We start from the raw sequence: 16,103 nt of genomic DNA, 5'->3' as shown, positions 1-16,103 counted from the left end.
CCATGCCGCGCAAAGCCAAGTCTGCCTCCTCCTCCGCCCAGTCCGAAGCCGTGGAAAACGCCATTTCCGCGACCAAGGGCAAATCGTCGGCCGCCGTCGATGCCGCCTCCAGCGGCGTCAACGAGCGCATTCGTCTGCTGATCCGCCTCTCCAAGGAACAGGGCTACCTGACTTGGGACGACATCAACGAAGCGCTGCCGGAGTCGGTCGAAAATCAGGACGAGTTCGATAACATCATCTCCATCCTGCAGAACCTCGAAATCGAGATCCTCGAGCCGGATCAGGTTGAGGACTACAAGCAGCGCATGGAGGAGGCCGAGGAGGAAGCCACCCGCACCTCCCAGAACGACATCCTGGATGACCCGGTTCGCATGTATCTCAAGCAGATGGGCCAGGTCCCGCTGCTCACCCGCGAACAGGAAGTCGAAATCTCCAAGCGCATCGAGACCGCCGAGCTCAACGCGCAGAACGCCCTTTTCCAGGCCGCCATCGTCGGTGGCTACATCGGGGACCTCGGCAACAAACTGCTCACCCGCGAGGAGCGCTTCGACCGGATCGTCATTGATAAGAAGATCGAAAGCCGGGACGCCTACTTCAAGGCCCTGCCCAAGCTGGTCGAGACCACGCAACGCAGCGAAATGATGGTCGGCCAATCATGGGAGGAGCTGCAGAAGGCCAAGAACGAGGCCGAGCGCAAGAAGATCGGCACCAAGCACAAGAAGCGCGAGACGACGCTGCGGAACAATTTCTCCAAGTTCTTCTTCAAGCTGAAGGTCTACGAGGAGTGGCTCGAAAACAAACGCCCAATCATCACCGAGATTGAACAGTCGCTGATGAAGCTGGAGCGCGCCAAGAAGCCCAAGACCAAGCGCGACGCCGCGATCGACCCAAAGAAGATCAACGCCCGCCTCAAGGAACTCGAACAGGAGCTGCGCCTCGATCCGGCCCGCTTCCTCGAGATCGTCGAAGAGACTTTCGTTTTCGTGCGCGCCGCCCACAAGGCGAAGACCGAGATGGTGGAGGCCAACCTTCGCCTCGTGATCTCGATCGCGAAGAAATACACCAACCGCGGCCTCTCCTTCCTCGACCTCATCCAGGAGGGCAACATGGGCCTGATGAAGGCCGTGGAAAAATTCGAATATCGCCGCGGTTACAAGTTCTCCACCTACGCCACGTGGTGGATCCGCCAGGCCATCACCCGCTCCATCGCCGACCAGGCCCGCACCATCCGCATCCCGGTCCACATGATCGAGACCTTGAACAAGGTCATGCAGGTGCAGAAGCAGCTCCTGCAGGAATACGGCCACGAGCCCACCCCGGAAGAAGTGGCCGACGAGATGAATCTCCCGGTCGAGCGCGTGCAGCAGATCATGAAGATGGCCCAGCAGCCCATCTCCCTGCAGTCCCCGGTCGGCGACGGCGACGACACCTCTTTCGGTGACTTCATCGAGGACAAGTCCGCCGAGAATCCCTACGACATGACCGCCTACTCGCTGTTGCGCGAAAAGATCATCGACGTGCTCGATTCGCTCACCGAGCGCGAGCGCCGCGTGCTCTCTCTCCGCTTCGGCCTGGTCGACGGCTACAGCCGCACCCTCGAAGAGGTCGGCAAGCAGTTCAAGGTCACCCGCGAACGCATTCGCCAGATCGAAGCCAAGGCCCTGCGGAAGATGCGTCACCCGACCCGTATCCGTCAGCTGCACGGATTCTTCGATGCCGAACAGCTCGACAATGCGCAGAACCTCATGAAGTTGGCCGTCAAACCGGGCACCGTGCAGAACCTCGGCCGCCCGAACTGATCGTCCGCGCTTCCTCCCTTGCTCCGACCGCCTTCCGGCGCTAACTTTACTTCACCATGAACGAAACCACCATGCTGGCCTTCCCGCTCGGCGGCCCCGAGATGATCATCATCCTCGCGATCGTGATCCTCCTCTTCGGCGCCAAGAAACTGCCCGAGCTCGCGCGCGGTCTCGGCAAGGCCAAAAGCGAGTTCCAGAAGGCCTCGAGCGAAGCCGAAAAGGAATTCAAAGACGCGGCCGAGGAGCCCAAGAAGCCCGAGACCAAACCGGCTGACACCACCTCCACCCCGGGCAACAACTGAACTCGGCACAACCACTGTCCGACTTACCCTTTCTGACGCGCCGTTTCACCGACGGCGCGTTTTTCATGCGCTCTAAATCGCGTTGTGCGCGTTTTCGCGCATTTTGTGCTCGCAACGCCCTTGGTATAAGCGGTTTTACACTTTGACAGCCCCGTTCGCCGGAGATTGATTTCCGTCGGCGGAAACGCGACCGACATGGCCCTGAAGCTCCTCTCCCACTTCTCCAACGACATCGGCATCGACCTCGGCACGGCGAACACGCTGGTCTACCTCAAAGACCGCGGAATTGTGCTGCGCGAACCGTCGGTGGTCGCCCTCGACTCCGGAACCCGCAAAGTCCGCGCCGTTGGTGCCGACGCCAAGCGCATGTTGGGGCGCACCCCGGGCAACATCACCGCCATCCGACCGATGAAGGACGGCGTCATCGCCGACTTCGATGTCACCGAGGCCATGCTGCGCTACTTCATCCGCAAGGTGAACAGCAACAGCTTCCGGGTTTCCCCGCGCGTGGTCATCGCCATTCCCTCCGGCATCACCGAGGTGGAAAAACGCGCGGTCAAGGACAGCGCCATGCATGCCGGCGCCCGCGACGTCATCACCATCCCCGAGCCCATGGCCGCCGCCATCGGTGTGGGTCTGCCGATCGACGAACCCGCCGCCAACATGATCGTCGACATCGGCGGTGGCACCACCGAGATCGCCATCATTTCCCTTTCCGGCATCGTCTTCTCCAAGTCCATCCGCGTCGCCGGCGACGAGATCGACGGCGCCATCGTCAACTACATGAAGCGCGCCTACAATCTCCTCATCGGCGAACGCACCGCGGAAGAGATCAAACTGCGCCTTGGCTCCGCCTACCCGCTCGAAGAAGAGCTCACCATGGAGGTGAAGGGTCGCGACTCGGTCGCCGGTCTGCCCAAAACGATTCACATCACTTCGCAGGAAATCCGCGAAGCCCTCAGTGACACCATGGCAGCCATTGTCGACGCCGTGCGCTCCGCCCTCGAACGCTGCCCGCCCGAGCTTTCCGCCGACCTCGTTGACCGCGGTTTTGTCATGGCGGGCGGCGGCGCGCTCATCCGTGGCATCGACCGCCTGCTCAGCGAAAAGACCGGTCTGCCGGTCACCATCGCCGACGATCCTCTGTCCGCGGTGGCCAACGGCACCGGCGCCGTGCTCAGCGACCTCAACTGGGTCCTGCAGCACAGCTAAATCCTCGCCGCGGCCTCCCGCCGCAGGAATGTGTGCGCGGATCGCGGTTCGCCCGCGCCCGGGCTTGTCAGCCGGTCCCACGACCGTCACGACTAACAGGCCCCCTGTAACCTGTGCCCGACCGACGCTTTGATCAGACCAAACCCTTCCTCACCCTCGGGGTGTTGCTGTTGGTGTGGCTGGTCCTGCCGACCGTGCTGAAACGTTCCACCCGCGACGGGTTCTACGAGATGCAGGCGCCGATGGATGTATCCGCATCTTACCTACGTGAATTGCAGGATTACTGGGCCATGCGCACCCGCTCCAAGCACGAGATCATCGACGCCTACAACGACCTGGGCGGCGTCGTTTCCAAATACGCCGCCGCCGCCGAGGAGAACGCCGAGCTTCGGCGCGAAATCGCCCGACTCGAGGATCTGCTGCAGCTGCCCACCTTTGACAACTACCGCAGCGAGCCGGCCCGCGTCGTCAGCCGTGACCTTTCGGGTTGGTGGCAGCGCCTCATCATTCGCAAAGGCGAGAACTACAACATCCCCGTCGGCGCCCCGGTCATCTTCGTCGGCGGCGTCGTCGGCCGCGTGACCGAGGTGCACGCCACCACGGCCGTGGTCGACTTGATCAGTAGCCCCAACGTCCGTCTCGCCGCATCGTTCGCCGGTGACGATCGCCCCATGAGCTTTCAGGGCGGCGCCAATCCACCCTTCTCCCGCCCGCACGCCATCGTCGAATTTGTCCCACTCGACCTCTACGCCACGCCGGCCGATCCCAAGCCGCTCGTGACCTCCGGTCTCGGCGGCGTCTTCCCCCGCGGCCTGCAGCTCGGCACCGTCGTGCAACTCGAGCCCAGCCCCGACGGCCTTTTCAAAACCGGCCGGGTCGCGCTCGATCCACGGCTCGACGAAATCACCGCGGTCACCGTCCTGGTGCCGATCAACACGCCGTGAGATTTCAACCGAGCCACCGCCGCACCGCTGTGGTGTTCATCTGCGCGCTGATTCTCGCCGCGCTCACCAAACAGCTGAGCCACTCCGTTGGCGGCTGGGGCATCTCACTCTGGCTCGGCGGGCTGCTCATCGCGTTTCCCGCGCTGCGCCTCGCGCCACAACAGGGGTTCAACGCCTGCTTCCTGATCGGATTGCTGGTCGACGCCACGACGCCACTGCCTTTCGGCCTGAACGCCTTTCTTTTCAGCGTGGCTCACCTCGTCATCGTCCGCGTGCGCAACCGTTTCGCCGCCGCCAGCACCGTCGCCGGCACCGTCGCCGGCCTCATCACCAATCTCGTGCTCTACGTGATCCTGACTTCGGTCGTGTTGGGCGGTTCCCCGGACGCACCGTTCTCCGGCCTGCGATTTCTCAGCGACCTCATCCTCTCCCAACTCACCCTCGCGCTCATCGCCCCTTGGTTTTTCGCCCTGCAGGAAAAAGCGCTGTTCATCGCCCGCGTCGGTTTGCACGACGAGCCCACCGCATCGATATAGTGTAGCTCATGGCGGACTACCCCACAGACGGACCTCGCGGCTTGGTCGAGACCCACAAAGGTCGCGACACCCGCCTGCAGTTCTTCTACCTGCCGATCCTCCTCGGATTCTGCGTGCTCGCCAGCGGATTGGTTTACCAACAGACCCTGCGCTCCGACCTCGCGCTCGAAAAAGAAAAGGTCCAAAGCCAGCGCCGCATTCTGGTCCCGGGCCCCCGCGGCAATATCTATGACCGCGAAGGGCGCCTGCTCGTGGGCAACCGGCCGCGCTTCTCCGCCGTGCTCTACCTCGATGAGCTGCGCTCCGAGATCTACCGCGAATACCTCAACATCCGCAAAGCCTACCGCGAGGCCGATCCCGACGACGAAGCCGTCCCCACTTCCTCCCAACTCACCGAGATCGCGCGCTTCTCTGTCGTCGACCGCTACCTGCAACGCATCAACCGCGCGCTCGGCCGCACCAACGAACTCAACGCCCGCGACCTGCGCCGTCATTTTAACGCGCAGCGTATGCTGCCCTTCACCCTCATCGAAGATCTCCAGCCCGACGAATATTCGCGCCTGCTGGAGCAACTCCCGGTCAACTCGCCGCTCCAGGTCTACACCACCAGCACGCGCTATTATCCCTACGCCGACGCCGCCGCCCATGTGCTCGGTTACGTGTCTGCCAACCGCGACATCGAGATCGACGAGGAATTCCCCGGCGCCGATCTCATGACCTTCAAGATGGTCGGCGCCGAGGGACGCAACGGACTGGAATCACAGTTCGACGAACGCCTGCAAGGCGAAGCCGGCGGCACGATCTATCGCGTCGACCCGGGCGGCTATCGGGTCGAGTCCCTGCAACGCCGACTTCCCGTGCAGGGGGACAACGTCATCTCCAGCCTCGACATCGACCTCCAGCTCGCCGCCGAGTCGCTCCTCAAGGATTACGAGCTCGCCGGCTCCGCCGTCGCGCTCGATGTGAACACCGGTGAGGTCCTGGTGATGGCCAGCCTGCCCGCCTACGACCTCAATGATTTCGCCCCCCGCCTCTCGCAGGCCACCGCCGCCGACATCAATGCCCGCGGCGCCTGGCTGAATCGCCCCATCCAAGGCCTCTACCCGCCTGGCTCGTCCTTCAAGATCCTGGTCACGCTCGCCGGCATGCGCGCCGGCGCGCTCACTCCGGATTCCGATTGGGGTTGCACAGGCTACTACCGCGTCGGACGAAAACTTTTCCCCTGCCACGACGGGCATGCCCACGGCGAGATCGGCCTGCGCACCGCCATCGCGAAAAGCTGCAACGTTTTCTACTACCACTACGGCATGGAAATGGGTCCCGATGCCATCGCCGCCGAAGCCCGCCGCTTTGGCTTCGGCGAGCGCACCGGCATCCCGCTCCCCCACGAAAGTGGTGGCACGCTCGTGCCTGACCCGGCGTGGAAAAAGGAGCGCTACAACGAAACCTGGGTGGGGGGCGACACCGCGAACATGTCCATCGGCCAAGGTTTTCTCCTCGTGACGCCCCTTCAGATGGCAACCTTCACAGCCTCGGTCGCCCGTGGCCAGACCCGCACCGTGCCCTACATGACGCACGACCCGGAACGACGCCCTCAGAGGACCGACCCGATCGGCCTGTCCCCCGCCGACTATGCCGCCCTGCTCGAGGGCATGGAGGAGTGCACCATCAGCGGCACCTCCCGCACCGCCTTCACCACGATCAAGTCGCAGCGCATCGACGGCCTGCGCGTCGCCGGCAAAACCGGCACGGCCCAGAAGCGCACGCCCGAGGGCACCATCAACTTTGCCTGGTTCATCTGCTTCGCGCCCATCGAGAATCCCCAGGTCGCCATCGCTGTGATGGTCGAGGGTGACACGCCGAACGAAGAAACCGGCGGCGGCACCTTTTCCGCCCCGGTCGCCCACGACATCCTCAAAGTCTGGGCGCAGAAGCACCCGGAACTCATCCCCGCGCCCCCTGCTACCTTGGACGGTGCCATGGCGGCCCGCTGACTCGCCGTTATTGGCGCCGCAGGTTCTGGGCGACCTCCAATTGACTCCGCAGTGAGTTGGAGTCGCGTCGCGAATTACGCTTCATTTTTTTTGCGAGCAGCTCCGCGTCCGAAAGGCGCCCCAGCAGCTCTTCGTTCTCCGCGGTCAGACGAGCCACGTTTTCGTTCGCGGCGGCAAGTTGGTTTTCCAAGTCGGTCATGGGTTGATCGGGCATCCAGCCTTCTACCGACGGGCCCGAGTCATAGCGATCAACAAACCCCTCCCGTCATTGTAACCGGTTAATCGTCACAGACCGCGGAGGAAACCGAAGACCCGATCGGCCTGATCCGGCAGCCCTTCATGCTCGTAGTCCGGGTAGAGCACCATGTCTTTGGGGCCGCCCAATCTATTGAAGGCGGCGAATTGGGTGCTCGGCGGACAGATCTGATCCATCAAGCCCGTGAACATCAGCACCTCTCCTCGCACGCGCGGCGCCAGATGTTGGATATCGATGTAACCCAACTTGGTGAAGAGCGCGTCCACGCGCTCGTGGCGCGGATCGAACTTGCGCAGGAAGTATCGTAGTTCTTCATACGCTCCCTTCGCGAGGTCCATGTCCCACACCCGCCGAAAGTCACTCAGGAAGGGAAAGACCGGGGCCGCCCGCTTGACGCGCGGCTCCAAGGCCGCGCAGGCAATGGTCAGCGCGCCGCCTTGCGAGGCTCCGGTCGCGCCGACGCGGGCGGCGTCGACTTCGGCGAAACTCATCACGATCCGCGCCAGCAAGGCTGTATCCAAATAGATGGCACGGTAGAGGAGTCGCTTCGGGTCCGGATCATCCAGTCCGCGCACGAAATGCCCGCGCAAGGTCATGCCCCGGGCCCCGCCCGCGTCCTCGGATCGACCGCCCTGCCCGCGGCAGTCCATCGCCGCGACGGCAAAGCCCGCGCTCGCTTCGGCCACCGACTCCATCCAGTCGCCGCTGTAATGCGAGTAACCGTGAAACTTGAGGATCGCCGGCAGCGCGTCCGCGCGCTGCCGCGGACGCAGGTATTTGGCGTAGATGCGCGCGCCGCCCACACCGGTGAACCAAAGATCGAAGCACTCCACCGCCGGATGGTTGATCGCGTCGTTGGGCACGAGTTCGATCTGCGGATCGAGCGCATCGAGCTCCGCCAGCGCCGCGTCCCAATACGCGTCAAAATCCGCCGGCCGCGGATTGGTGCCCTGATAGGTTTTCAGTTGGTCGAGCGGGAGATCAAAGGCGGGCATGGCAGAAAGGTTTTAACCACGAATGGACACGAATAAACACGAATAGAAATCTTAAGTTTCGGTCGCTGTTCATTCGTATGCATTCGTGTCCATTCGTGGTTAAAAAAATACCGCCAACCGAATGCTCGGCCGGCGGTATGAAATCCATGCGGTGGTTTGGTTCTAGCTCAGCGCAGGTCGAAGCGGTCGGCGTTCATGACCTTGGTCCAGGCCTTCACGAAGTCCTGCACGAACTTCGCTTCGGCGTCGCCCTCGGCGTAAACCTCGGCAATGGCGCGAAGTTGTGAGTTGGAGCCAAAGACCAAATCGACGCGGGTCGCGGTCCACTTCACGTCGCCCGAGGCGCGCTCGCAGATTTCGAAGGTCTCTTCCTCCGGTCCGGTCGGCTTGGCCTGATAGGCCATGTCGAGCAGGTTGACGAAGAAGTCGTTCGTGAGCGTTTCCGGACGATCGGTGAACACCCCGTGCTGCTTCTTGCCGTGATTGGCATTGAGCACGCGCAGACCACCGATGAGCACGGTCATCTCCGGCGCGGTGAGGCCCAGGAGCTGGGACTTGTCGACGAGCATCTGCTCGGCCTTCCACGGCAGGCGCGGCTTCTGGAAGTTGCGGAAACCATCGGCGTAGGGCTCCAGCGCGGCGAAGGACTCGACGTCGGTTTGCTCGGCGCTCGCATCCGTGCGTCCCGGCGTGAAAGGCACCGCGATATCGTGCCCCGCCTTCTTGGCCGCGGCTTCGACGGCCGCACTGCCGGCGAGCACGATCAGGTCGGCCAACGAGACCTTCTTGCCGTCGCTTTGGGCGCCGTTGAACTCGGTTTGAATGCCGGTGAGCACGTCGAGCACCTTGGCGAGACGCGCAGGTTGGTTGGCTTCCCAATCTTTCTGCGGAGCGAGGCGAATGCGGGCACCGTTGGCGCCGCCCCGCTTGTCCGAACCGCGGAAGGTTGAGGCGGCGGACCAGGCCACGAAGACGAGCTCAGCGATGCCGAGACCGGAGCCGAGAATCTTCTCCTTCAACGCCGCGATGTCACCCGCATCGATGAGCGGGTGATCGACCGCCGGAATCGGGTCCTGCCACAGCAGGTCCTCGGACGGCACTTCCGGCCCAAGGTAGAGGCTCTTCGGCCCCATGTCGCGGTGCGTCAGCTTGAACCACGCGCGGGCGAAGGCATCGGCAAACTGGTCCGGGTTCTCGAGGAAACGGCGCGAAATCTTCTCGTAGGCCGGATCGAAGCGCAGCGAGAGGTCCGTCGTGAGCATGGTCGGACGCTGTTTCTTGGTCGGGTCAAAGGCATGCGGCACGGTGGCCTCGGCGTCCTTGGCGACCCACTGATGCGCGCCGGCGGGGCTCTTCTCGAGTTCCCATTCGTAGCCGAAGAGGTTTTCGAAGAAGTTGTTGCTCCACTGGGTCGGCGTGGTGGTCCAAGTGACTTCGAGTCCACTGGTGACCGTGTCGGCACCCTTGCCGCTGCCGTAGCTGCTGGTCCAACCGAGACCTTGCTCGGCCATCGAAGCGGCTTCGGGCTCAGCGCCCACGTGCGCGGCGTCGCCGGCGCCGTGGGTTTTGCCAAAGGTGTGCCCACCGGCGATCAACGCGACGGTTTCCTCGTCGTTCATCGCCATGCGGGCGAAGGTTTCGCGGATGTCCTTGGCGGCCTTCACCGGATCGGGTTCGCCGTTGGGGCCTTCCGGATTCACGTAGATGAGGCCCATCTGCACGGCAGCGAGCGGGTCCTCCAGATCGCGGTCCCCGTGGTAACGTTCATCGCCAAGCCAGGTGGCTTCCTTGCCCCAGTAAACGTCCTCTTCCGGTTCCCACACATCGGCCCGACCACCGCCGAAGCCGAAGGTTTTGAAGCCCATCGACTCAAGCGCGACGTTGCCGGTGAGGATCAGGAGGTCGGCCCAGGAGAGTTTTTTGCCGTATTTCTGTTTGATCGGCCAAAGGAGACGGCGCGCCTTGTCGAGGTTGGCGTTGTCCGGCCAGCTGTTGAGCGGCGCGAAACGTTGCTGCCCCGTGCCGCCCCCGCCACGACCGTCACCGATGCGGTAGGTGCCGGCGGCGTGCCAGGCCATGCGGATGAAGAACGGTCCGTAGTGCCCGAAGTCGGCCGGCCACCACTCCTGCGAGTCGGTCATCAACGCGGTGAGGTCCGCCTTCACCGCCGCGAGATCGAGCGACTTGAAGGCCTCGGCATAATCGAAATCCGGATCCATCGGATCGGACAGGTCGGAGTTCTGGTGCAGAATCCGCAGGTTGAGCTGATTGGGCCACCAGTCGCGATTGGAACGGCTGCCGGCCGTCGTGGCCGAGGTCACGCCGCCGTGCAGGTGGTGGAAGGGGCATTTGCCGCCGCTTTCGTTGTCGGGAAACGGAGTATCCATAAATCTAAATTGAGAGGTTTTGCGTTGCTTCGCTCGGGGCGAGGCGGGCGCGGGAGCGCCGGGCCGGACGAAGGGAGGCAGACCTTGAACCGGATCCCCCGGACTCGCAAAACGTATCGGCCGGTTTACGTGAAATTCCCGCTCAAAACATCCGCACCGCCGAGCGTTGGCCCGCGTCGATGGCGTTTGGGCCGACCGGCACCGGAACCACCCGCAAAAAACGTCCGGTCGCATCGAACTCACCCAAACCCGCCCGCTCCGCCAACGGCACAATATAACGCTCGCGGTTGCTGTCATAGGCCAGCGAGGTCGGCGCCACCGCCCGCTCGAAACGGACCGTTGCCACCGGCGTGGTCTCGCCGTCGTAAGCCACCACCGTGCCGTCATCAGCGTAGAGCACGAGGAGCCGGTCATTGATCTGATCCCAGGCCAATCCGCCGATCACCCGCGCCGCGTCCCCTGGTCGCACGCTGGGCAACACGTCGCCGTAACGCGTGACTTTGCCCACGACGCCCGGCTCCGGCATCGCGGCATAGACCATGCGGTTGAAGGCGCGCACCGCGAGATCGAGCGAGGTCGCCCCCGCGGCGCCAAACTCAGCCGGCAGTTGGTAACGATACCATTCCTTGCGCTCCGAGCGTTTGATGGTGACCAGCTCGTTACCCGGCGCGAGACGGAGCCAGATGTAGTCGGTATTATACTCGTAGCCCAAACCAATCACACGATCCTCCGCCCGCAGAAATCCCTCGAGCCGGTCGTGGTTCTCCCCCTCCAGGTCGTGATCGACGATCGGGCTGCTGCCCGCTCCCGCGACGTAAAGATGGGTCGGACCGCGCGTCGCGCAGCCGCTACCGCCAAACGTTAGCGCAAACAAGGCCGTTAACAGAGCGGGCCGCCACCACCACCTTCGCTGCGTTTTCTTCGTCATGTATCCCCACCACCAAGACACCCTCGCCAACGTCGAGCGAGCCTTCGCTGACGATCCCGAGGTCATCGCCCTGCTCGTCGGCGGTTCCATCGCCCACGGCTTCGCCCGCGAGACCTCCGACGTCGACATCATGATCGTCATCTCGTCGGCGGCCTACGCGCGGCGCCGCGAAGCCGACGCCCTGCTCTACCTCAACTTCGAACACTGCACCTACGAGGGTGGTTACGTGGACGGCAAATATGTCGACATCGACTTCATGGAAAAGGTCGCCGAGCACGGCAGCGAGGCCGCGCGCTACGCCTTCAAGGACACGATCATCGTCTTCAACCGGGATGACCGGCTCCCCGAGCTCATCGAGCGCATCACCCGCTACCCGGTGGCCGAAAAAGAGAGCCGCATCCAACGCTTCCTCGCGCAAATGAACGCGTGGAAATGGATGGCCGGCGAAGGCCGCAAACACGGCAACCGCTACGTCGTGCAACGCGCCATCGACAACTTCATCCTGTTTTCCTGCCGGGTCATCCTCGCCCACAATGAACGCCTCTACCCCTTTCACAAATGGATGCTGCGCGAGGTCGAACGCTGTCCGGATCGCCCGGCCGACATGATGGCTTCGATCGACCGCATCCTCGAGACCCAGTCCGCCGAGGACATGGAATCCCTGTTCGCCGCCGTGAAAGCCACCACCCCGGTCAGCTTCGACGATCCGACTTGGGGACGTTGGTTCATGCGCGACAGCGAACAGAACTGGCTGCACCACGAACCGCCGGTGGCCGACCTGTGATGCGAGCGACGCGGCGCCTTTAGGTTTGTCATCGTCGACCGCCGACTCGTTCATCGCGCCCATGAAAGTCGCCTTCATCAGCGGAACCAGCATCGTCAAATCCGACCTCTTTGCCTCCTGGGATGTCCGCACCATCGAGACGCCCTACGGTCAGGTCACCTATAAGGCCAAGGGCGACCATGTGCTCATCAACCGGCACGGCTACGAGTTTCCCAAACCTCCGCACACGATCAACTACCGCGCCAACATTCGCGCGCTCGCTGATCTCGGATTCAAGGACGTCGTCTCGCTCAACTCGGTCGGTTCGCTCGATCCCGCCCTGCCGCCCGGCACCTTCGTTTCCTGCTCCGACTACCTTTGCCTCCAGGAGGGTCCGAAGACCTTCTTCGACGACGAACTCAAGGGCGGTGCGCCCGGCATCGCCAACAACCTCGTGCCCGACCTCATCGCCCAACTCGCGCCCGAGTTCACCATCCACCCCGGCAAGACTTACGTGCAGATGCGCGGTCCCCGTTTCGAAACCAAGGCCGAGATCCGCGTAGTGAAGGACTGGGGTGATGTCATCGGTATGACTGCCGCCTTCGAAGCCGACCTCTGCACCGAGGCCGGCCTCAACTACAACAGCTTCGGTCTCATCGACAACTACGCCAACGGCCTCGAGGGCACCGAAATCGACTTCGCCAAGTTCCACGATCTGGTGAAGGAGAATCAGGCCAAGGTGAACCGCCTCTTCACCCGCTTCCTCGAGATCCTGGGCTAAACGCCCCGCTGCGGTGGTTTGCTTAACCACCAAGCAGGCTGGGGTTTGTCTTCCGACGCCGAGGTGTATTCCGTGGCGGACATGTCCACGTCTTCCTCCCCTTCCATCGGCGTTCTCGGCCTTGGCATCATCGGCGGCATTTGGGCCCGCCACTATCACGACGCCGGTCGTCTCGCCGGCGCGTGGAACCGCACGCCGCAACCTGATTTTCCGCAATGGCGTTCCTCGCCGGGAGCCGTCGCCGAAGCCGCGGATTTCATTCAAATTGTGGTGGCGGATCCGCCCGCCGTCCAAGGCATCATCGAAGCGATTCTGCCCGTTCTCGGCCCGGGCAAAACGGTGATCCAGTCGAGCACGATCGACCCCGACAGTTCCGACACCTTCAAGGCCGCCGTCACCGCCACCGGTGCCCGCTACCTCGAGGCTCCCTTCACCGGCAGCAAGCCGGCCGCCCAAGGCAAGAAGTCCGTGTATTATCTCGGTGGCGACGAAGCCCTCTGCACCGAAGTCGACGAGCTCCTCGGCCTCGGCTCGGCGGTGCGCGTGCGCATCGGCAACAACCGCCAGGCCTGCACGCTCAAGCTCGCCATGAACCTGCGGGTCTCAGTGCAGATGCAGGTGCTGGCCGAGTCCTTCATCATGTGCCGCCGCGCCGGCATCTCCGACGACACCTACTTCAACGCGCTCGGACCCAACATCACCCACTCGGGGCTCGACGACCTCAAGGAACCGCAGATCCGCAACCGGGACTTTGCGCCGCTGTTTTCAATCAAACACATGCACAAGGACATGCGCCTCGCGTCCGGCATGGAAACCACCGCCGACCTCGCCCTGCTGCACACGATCTTCGACCGCCTCACCGCCGCCCACGACGCCGGCTTCGGCGACGAGGATTTTGCGGCACTGTTCCGCCTGATCGACAAGTGATGCAGGGGTGTTGATGGCAGGGCGGGTGTTACCGCGCCTCCTAGCCTTGCCATCCCGGCCCGTTCCCATCCTTTCCGCGTTTGTTCGCCCGGCGCTGGGGCCGCGCGACGACCTGGCACCCGCGGCCCGCGGCCTGGTTCGCCGATCTCTTGAGCGTCGGCACGGCGGAACCATCGGGATCGACCGGGGTCTCGAGGCGGGTTCCGGTGGCTCGCATCAACCTGCGCTTAGTCACAAACGAAGTGATGCCCCGCCCCCACTCACAACGGTCCCCCTCTCCCTGTGCCACCCAGGGGTTGTTGCTGGTGCTGGTCTCCGCCGCACTGTTGACGACGGCGCCTTCGGTCGCAGCCGCCCCGGAGACCTCAACCATTCCCGTCTCCTTCTATTCCCGCACCGCGCCCGATTACCGGCGCAGCTTGAACTCCGAAGGGAAGCCCCGGCGCGAATATTACGCCATCAGCTACGGCGGCCGGTTGGACGGCACGGTCTGGGACCAAACGCAGAGCAAAAAGGACTTTCCCATGATCGCCGGCGTCGCGGCCGAATACCTCGCCGCGCAGAACTACTATTTCGCCCCCAATGTGAACGACGCCACGCTTCTCATCACCATCCATTGGGGCTGCACGTTGCCGCGGGACGATAGCCCGTTTTCGCAGACCGTGAGCGATTTCAGCACCGCCCAGTCCGTTATCGCGACGATTGAAGCCGGTGAGGAGATTGACGGCGAAGAGTCCGATTCCGGCGAAAAGGTCGCAGCTCAATTGGCCAAGCAGGCCGCCTTGGAACGCCTCGCCGCCGACAGCCGTTTCCGCGAAAAGAACAACGCTCAAATCGCTCGTGTCATCGGTTACTTCGACGAGATGGCACGGCTGAATCGGGTGGGCGGTTTTCTCAGCACCGACCGCCTCGCTGACCTGCGCTCCGAGATCGAAGAATCCCGCTACTACATCGTGTTGACTGCCTTCGATTTCCAGCTGGCGAAAGCGCAGCAGAAAAAGAAGGTGCTTTGGAGCACGCGGATGAGCATTTGCACCCGCGGCAATCGCTTCGCCGACCACGTTGCGACGATGATCGCCCGGGCGGCGCCCACCTTCGGCACCAACACCGTTCGCCTCGTCAGGGACTACCGCGGCGAAGTCGAAATCGGGACCCCGGAAGTCGTCGACACCGATGTGACGGCACCGCCGAAAGACTGACCCGCACCCGCACCCGGCACCTTGGTCAACGCGAGTTGCGCCCGCCGGTTGACCAGTTGCAAACGAGGTTCATGATGCGCGGACCATGAGCGACTTCGTCTCCACCGCGGCCATGACCGAGGCCAAGCAGGCCATCACCAAACTGCGCGCCAACATGCGGCGCACCATCAAGGGCAAGGACGAGGTCATCGACCGCACCATCGTGTGTCTGCTCGCCCGCGGTCACCTGCTCATCGAGGACCTGCCGGGCGTCGGCAAAACCACCCTCGCCTACTCTCTCGCCCGCTCGCTCGACTGCGCGTTTTCGCGCATCCAATTTACCAGTGACCTGCTGCCCAGCGATGTCACCGGCGTCGCGATCTACGACGAAAACACCAAGGAGTTCATCTTCAAGAAAGGCCCCGTGTTTGCCTCGGTCGTGCTGGCCGACGAGATCAACCGCGCCACGCCGAAGACCCAGTCCGCCCTCCTCGAAGTCATGGATCGCGGCAAGGTCACGATCGACGGCGAGGCCCACACGGTGGGCAGTCCATTCACCGTGTTCGCAACACAGAACCCGGTCGATTACGAGGGCACCTTCCCCCTGCCGGAGAGCCAGATGGACCGCTTCCTCATGCGCATCCACATGGGTTACCCGGATCGCGACGATGAGTTGGAAATCCTGCGCGCCCCGCACGGCACCTACGACAGCATCGCCCTCGATCCCGTGCTCACCCGCACCGAGATCGCGCACCTGCAGGACGTCGCCGCCCAAGTTTTCGTCGAAGACAGCGTGCTGGAATACATCCAACGCCTCGTTGCCGCCACCCGCACCGAAGCCGAATTCAAAGCCGGCGTGAGCGTGCGCGGGGCCCTCGCCCTCAAAGCCGCCGCCCAAGCCGTCGCCCTCGTGCGCGGACGCGATTTTGTGATCCCCGACGACGTCGCCGATGTCATCGTCCCGGTGTTGAGCCACCGCCTCAGCCTGATCCGCCCCAGCAGCGACGCCTTGGAGGAACGCCGCGCTGTCACCGCCGCGCTGAAGCGTATCGTCGAATCTCTCCCGTCGCCGCAGTAGCGGCTCCGCAAACACCCAAATCC

General features: G+C 63.4%; 15 protein-coding genes. 11 read left to right on the top strand and 4 right to left on the bottom strand.

The window, feature by feature from the left end; translation table 11 throughout:
- Window positions 1-2 precede the first annotated feature (2 nt).
- The 6 genes from rpoD to AC0MRV_RS05905 all read left to right on the top strand — a co-directional run bounded on the left by rpoD (window position 3) and on the right by AC0MRV_RS05905 (window position 6,787).
- The gene (gene rpoD, locus AC0MRV_RS05930) at window positions 3-1,799 is read left to right on the top strand and encodes an RNA polymerase sigma factor RpoD (protein ID WP_472763517.1); all 1,797 of its coding nucleotides are present in this window, start codon (window positions 3-5) and stop codon (window positions 1,797-1,799) included.
- A 56-nt stretch (window positions 1,800-1,855) separates the two neighbouring features.
- The gene (tatA, locus tag AC0MRV_RS05925) at window positions 1,856-2,101 is read left to right on the top strand and encodes a twin-arginine translocase TatA/TatE family subunit (RefSeq protein WP_472763516.1); all 246 of its coding nucleotides are present in this window, start codon (window positions 1,856-1,858) and stop codon (window positions 2,099-2,101) included.
- Between the two features lie 195 nt (window positions 2,102-2,296).
- Complete coding sequence (locus AC0MRV_RS05920) at window positions 2,297-3,313, top strand: rod shape-determining protein (RefSeq protein ID WP_472763515.1); 1,017 nt, start codon at window positions 2,297-2,299, stop codon at window positions 3,311-3,313.
- A 113-nt stretch (window positions 3,314-3,426) separates the two neighbouring features.
- The gene (gene mreC, locus AC0MRV_RS05915) at window positions 3,427-4,257 is read left to right on the top strand and encodes a rod shape-determining protein MreC (RefSeq protein ID WP_472763514.1); all 831 of its coding nucleotides are present in this window, start codon (window positions 3,427-3,429) and stop codon (window positions 4,255-4,257) included.
- Window positions 4,254-4,793, top strand: coding sequence for a rod shape-determining protein MreD (gene mreD, locus AC0MRV_RS05910; RefSeq protein ID WP_472763513.1), 540 nt, complete (start codon window positions 4,254-4,256; stop codon window positions 4,791-4,793). Before mreC ends, mreD begins: the two co-directional genes overlap by 4 nt.
- An 8-nt stretch (window positions 4,794-4,801) precedes the next feature.
- Window positions 4,802-6,787 (top strand): penicillin-binding transpeptidase domain-containing protein, encoded by a 1,986-nt coding sequence (locus AC0MRV_RS05905; protein ID WP_472763512.1) that lies wholly within the window; start codon window positions 4,802-4,804, stop codon window positions 6,785-6,787.
- A gap of 7 nt (window positions 6,788-6,794) precedes the next feature.
- On the opposite strand, the gene AC0MRV_RS05900 is transcribed toward AC0MRV_RS05905, so the two are convergent.
- The 4 genes from AC0MRV_RS05900 to AC0MRV_RS05885 all read right to left on the bottom strand — a co-directional run bounded on the left by AC0MRV_RS05900 (window position 6,795) and on the right by AC0MRV_RS05885 (window position 11,299).
- Window positions 6,795-6,986 carry a hypothetical protein gene (locus AC0MRV_RS05900; protein WP_472763511.1) on the bottom strand — a complete coding sequence of 64 codons (192 nt, stop codon included), beginning with the start codon at window positions 6,984-6,986 and terminating at the stop codon, window positions 6,795-6,797.
- Between the two features lie 86 nt (window positions 6,987-7,072).
- Window positions 7,073-8,038: an acetylxylan esterase gene (locus tag AC0MRV_RS05895; protein WP_472763510.1), complete on the bottom strand. Its 966-nt coding sequence runs from the start codon at window positions 8,036-8,038 to the stop codon at window positions 7,073-7,075.
- A gap of 167 nt (window positions 8,039-8,205) precedes the next feature.
- Window positions 8,206-10,425 carry a catalase/peroxidase HPI gene (gene katG / locus AC0MRV_RS05890; RefSeq protein ID WP_472763509.1) on the bottom strand — a complete coding sequence of 740 codons (2,220 nt, stop codon included), beginning with the start codon at window positions 10,423-10,425 and terminating at the stop codon, window positions 8,206-8,208.
- 142 nt (window positions 10,426-10,567) lie between these two features.
- Window positions 10,568-11,299 carry a YncE family protein gene (locus AC0MRV_RS05885; protein ID WP_472763508.1) on the bottom strand — a complete coding sequence of 244 codons (732 nt, stop codon included), beginning with the start codon at window positions 11,297-11,299 and terminating at the stop codon, window positions 10,568-10,570.
- Between the two features lie 52 nt (window positions 11,300-11,351).
- Here AC0MRV_RS05885 and AC0MRV_RS05880 point away from each other — a divergent pair, with 52 nt between their 5' ends.
- The 5 genes from AC0MRV_RS05880 (at window position 11,352) to AC0MRV_RS05860 (ending at window position 16,080) form a co-directional block, all read left to right on the top strand.
- On the top strand, window positions 11,352-12,137 hold the full coding sequence (locus tag AC0MRV_RS05880; protein ID WP_472763507.1) for a nucleotidyltransferase domain-containing protein: 786 nt from the start codon (window positions 11,352-11,354) through the stop codon (window positions 12,135-12,137).
- 61 nt (window positions 12,138-12,198) lie between these two features.
- Complete coding sequence (locus AC0MRV_RS05875) at window positions 12,199-12,897, top strand: MTAP family purine nucleoside phosphorylase (RefSeq protein WP_472763506.1); 699 nt, start codon at window positions 12,199-12,201, stop codon at window positions 12,895-12,897.
- Window positions 12,898-12,978: 81 nt separating this feature from the next.
- Entirely contained in the window at window positions 12,979-13,824 is an 846-nt protein-coding gene (locus AC0MRV_RS05870) for an NAD(P)-dependent oxidoreductase (RefSeq protein ID WP_472763505.1), read from the top strand.
- 245 nt (window positions 13,825-14,069) lie between these two features.
- Window positions 14,070-15,023 carry a hypothetical protein gene (locus AC0MRV_RS05865; RefSeq protein WP_472763504.1) on the top strand — a complete coding sequence of 318 codons (954 nt, stop codon included), beginning with the start codon at window positions 14,070-14,072 and terminating at the stop codon, window positions 15,021-15,023.
- A gap of 85 nt (window positions 15,024-15,108) precedes the next feature.
- A complete protein-coding gene (locus AC0MRV_RS05860; RefSeq protein ID WP_472763503.1) occupies window positions 15,109-16,080 on the top strand; it encodes an AAA family ATPase in 972 nt (323 codons plus the stop codon).
- Window positions 16,081-16,103: the final 23 nt, after the last annotated feature.

The organism is Actomonas spartinae, assembly GCF_051209155.1.
GTDB lineage: Bacteria > Verrucomicrobiota > Verrucomicrobiia > Opitutales > Opitutaceae > Actomonas.
The sequence above is the reverse complement of the archived record's forward strand: the minus strand, read 5'-3'. Positions and strand labels throughout refer to the sequence as shown.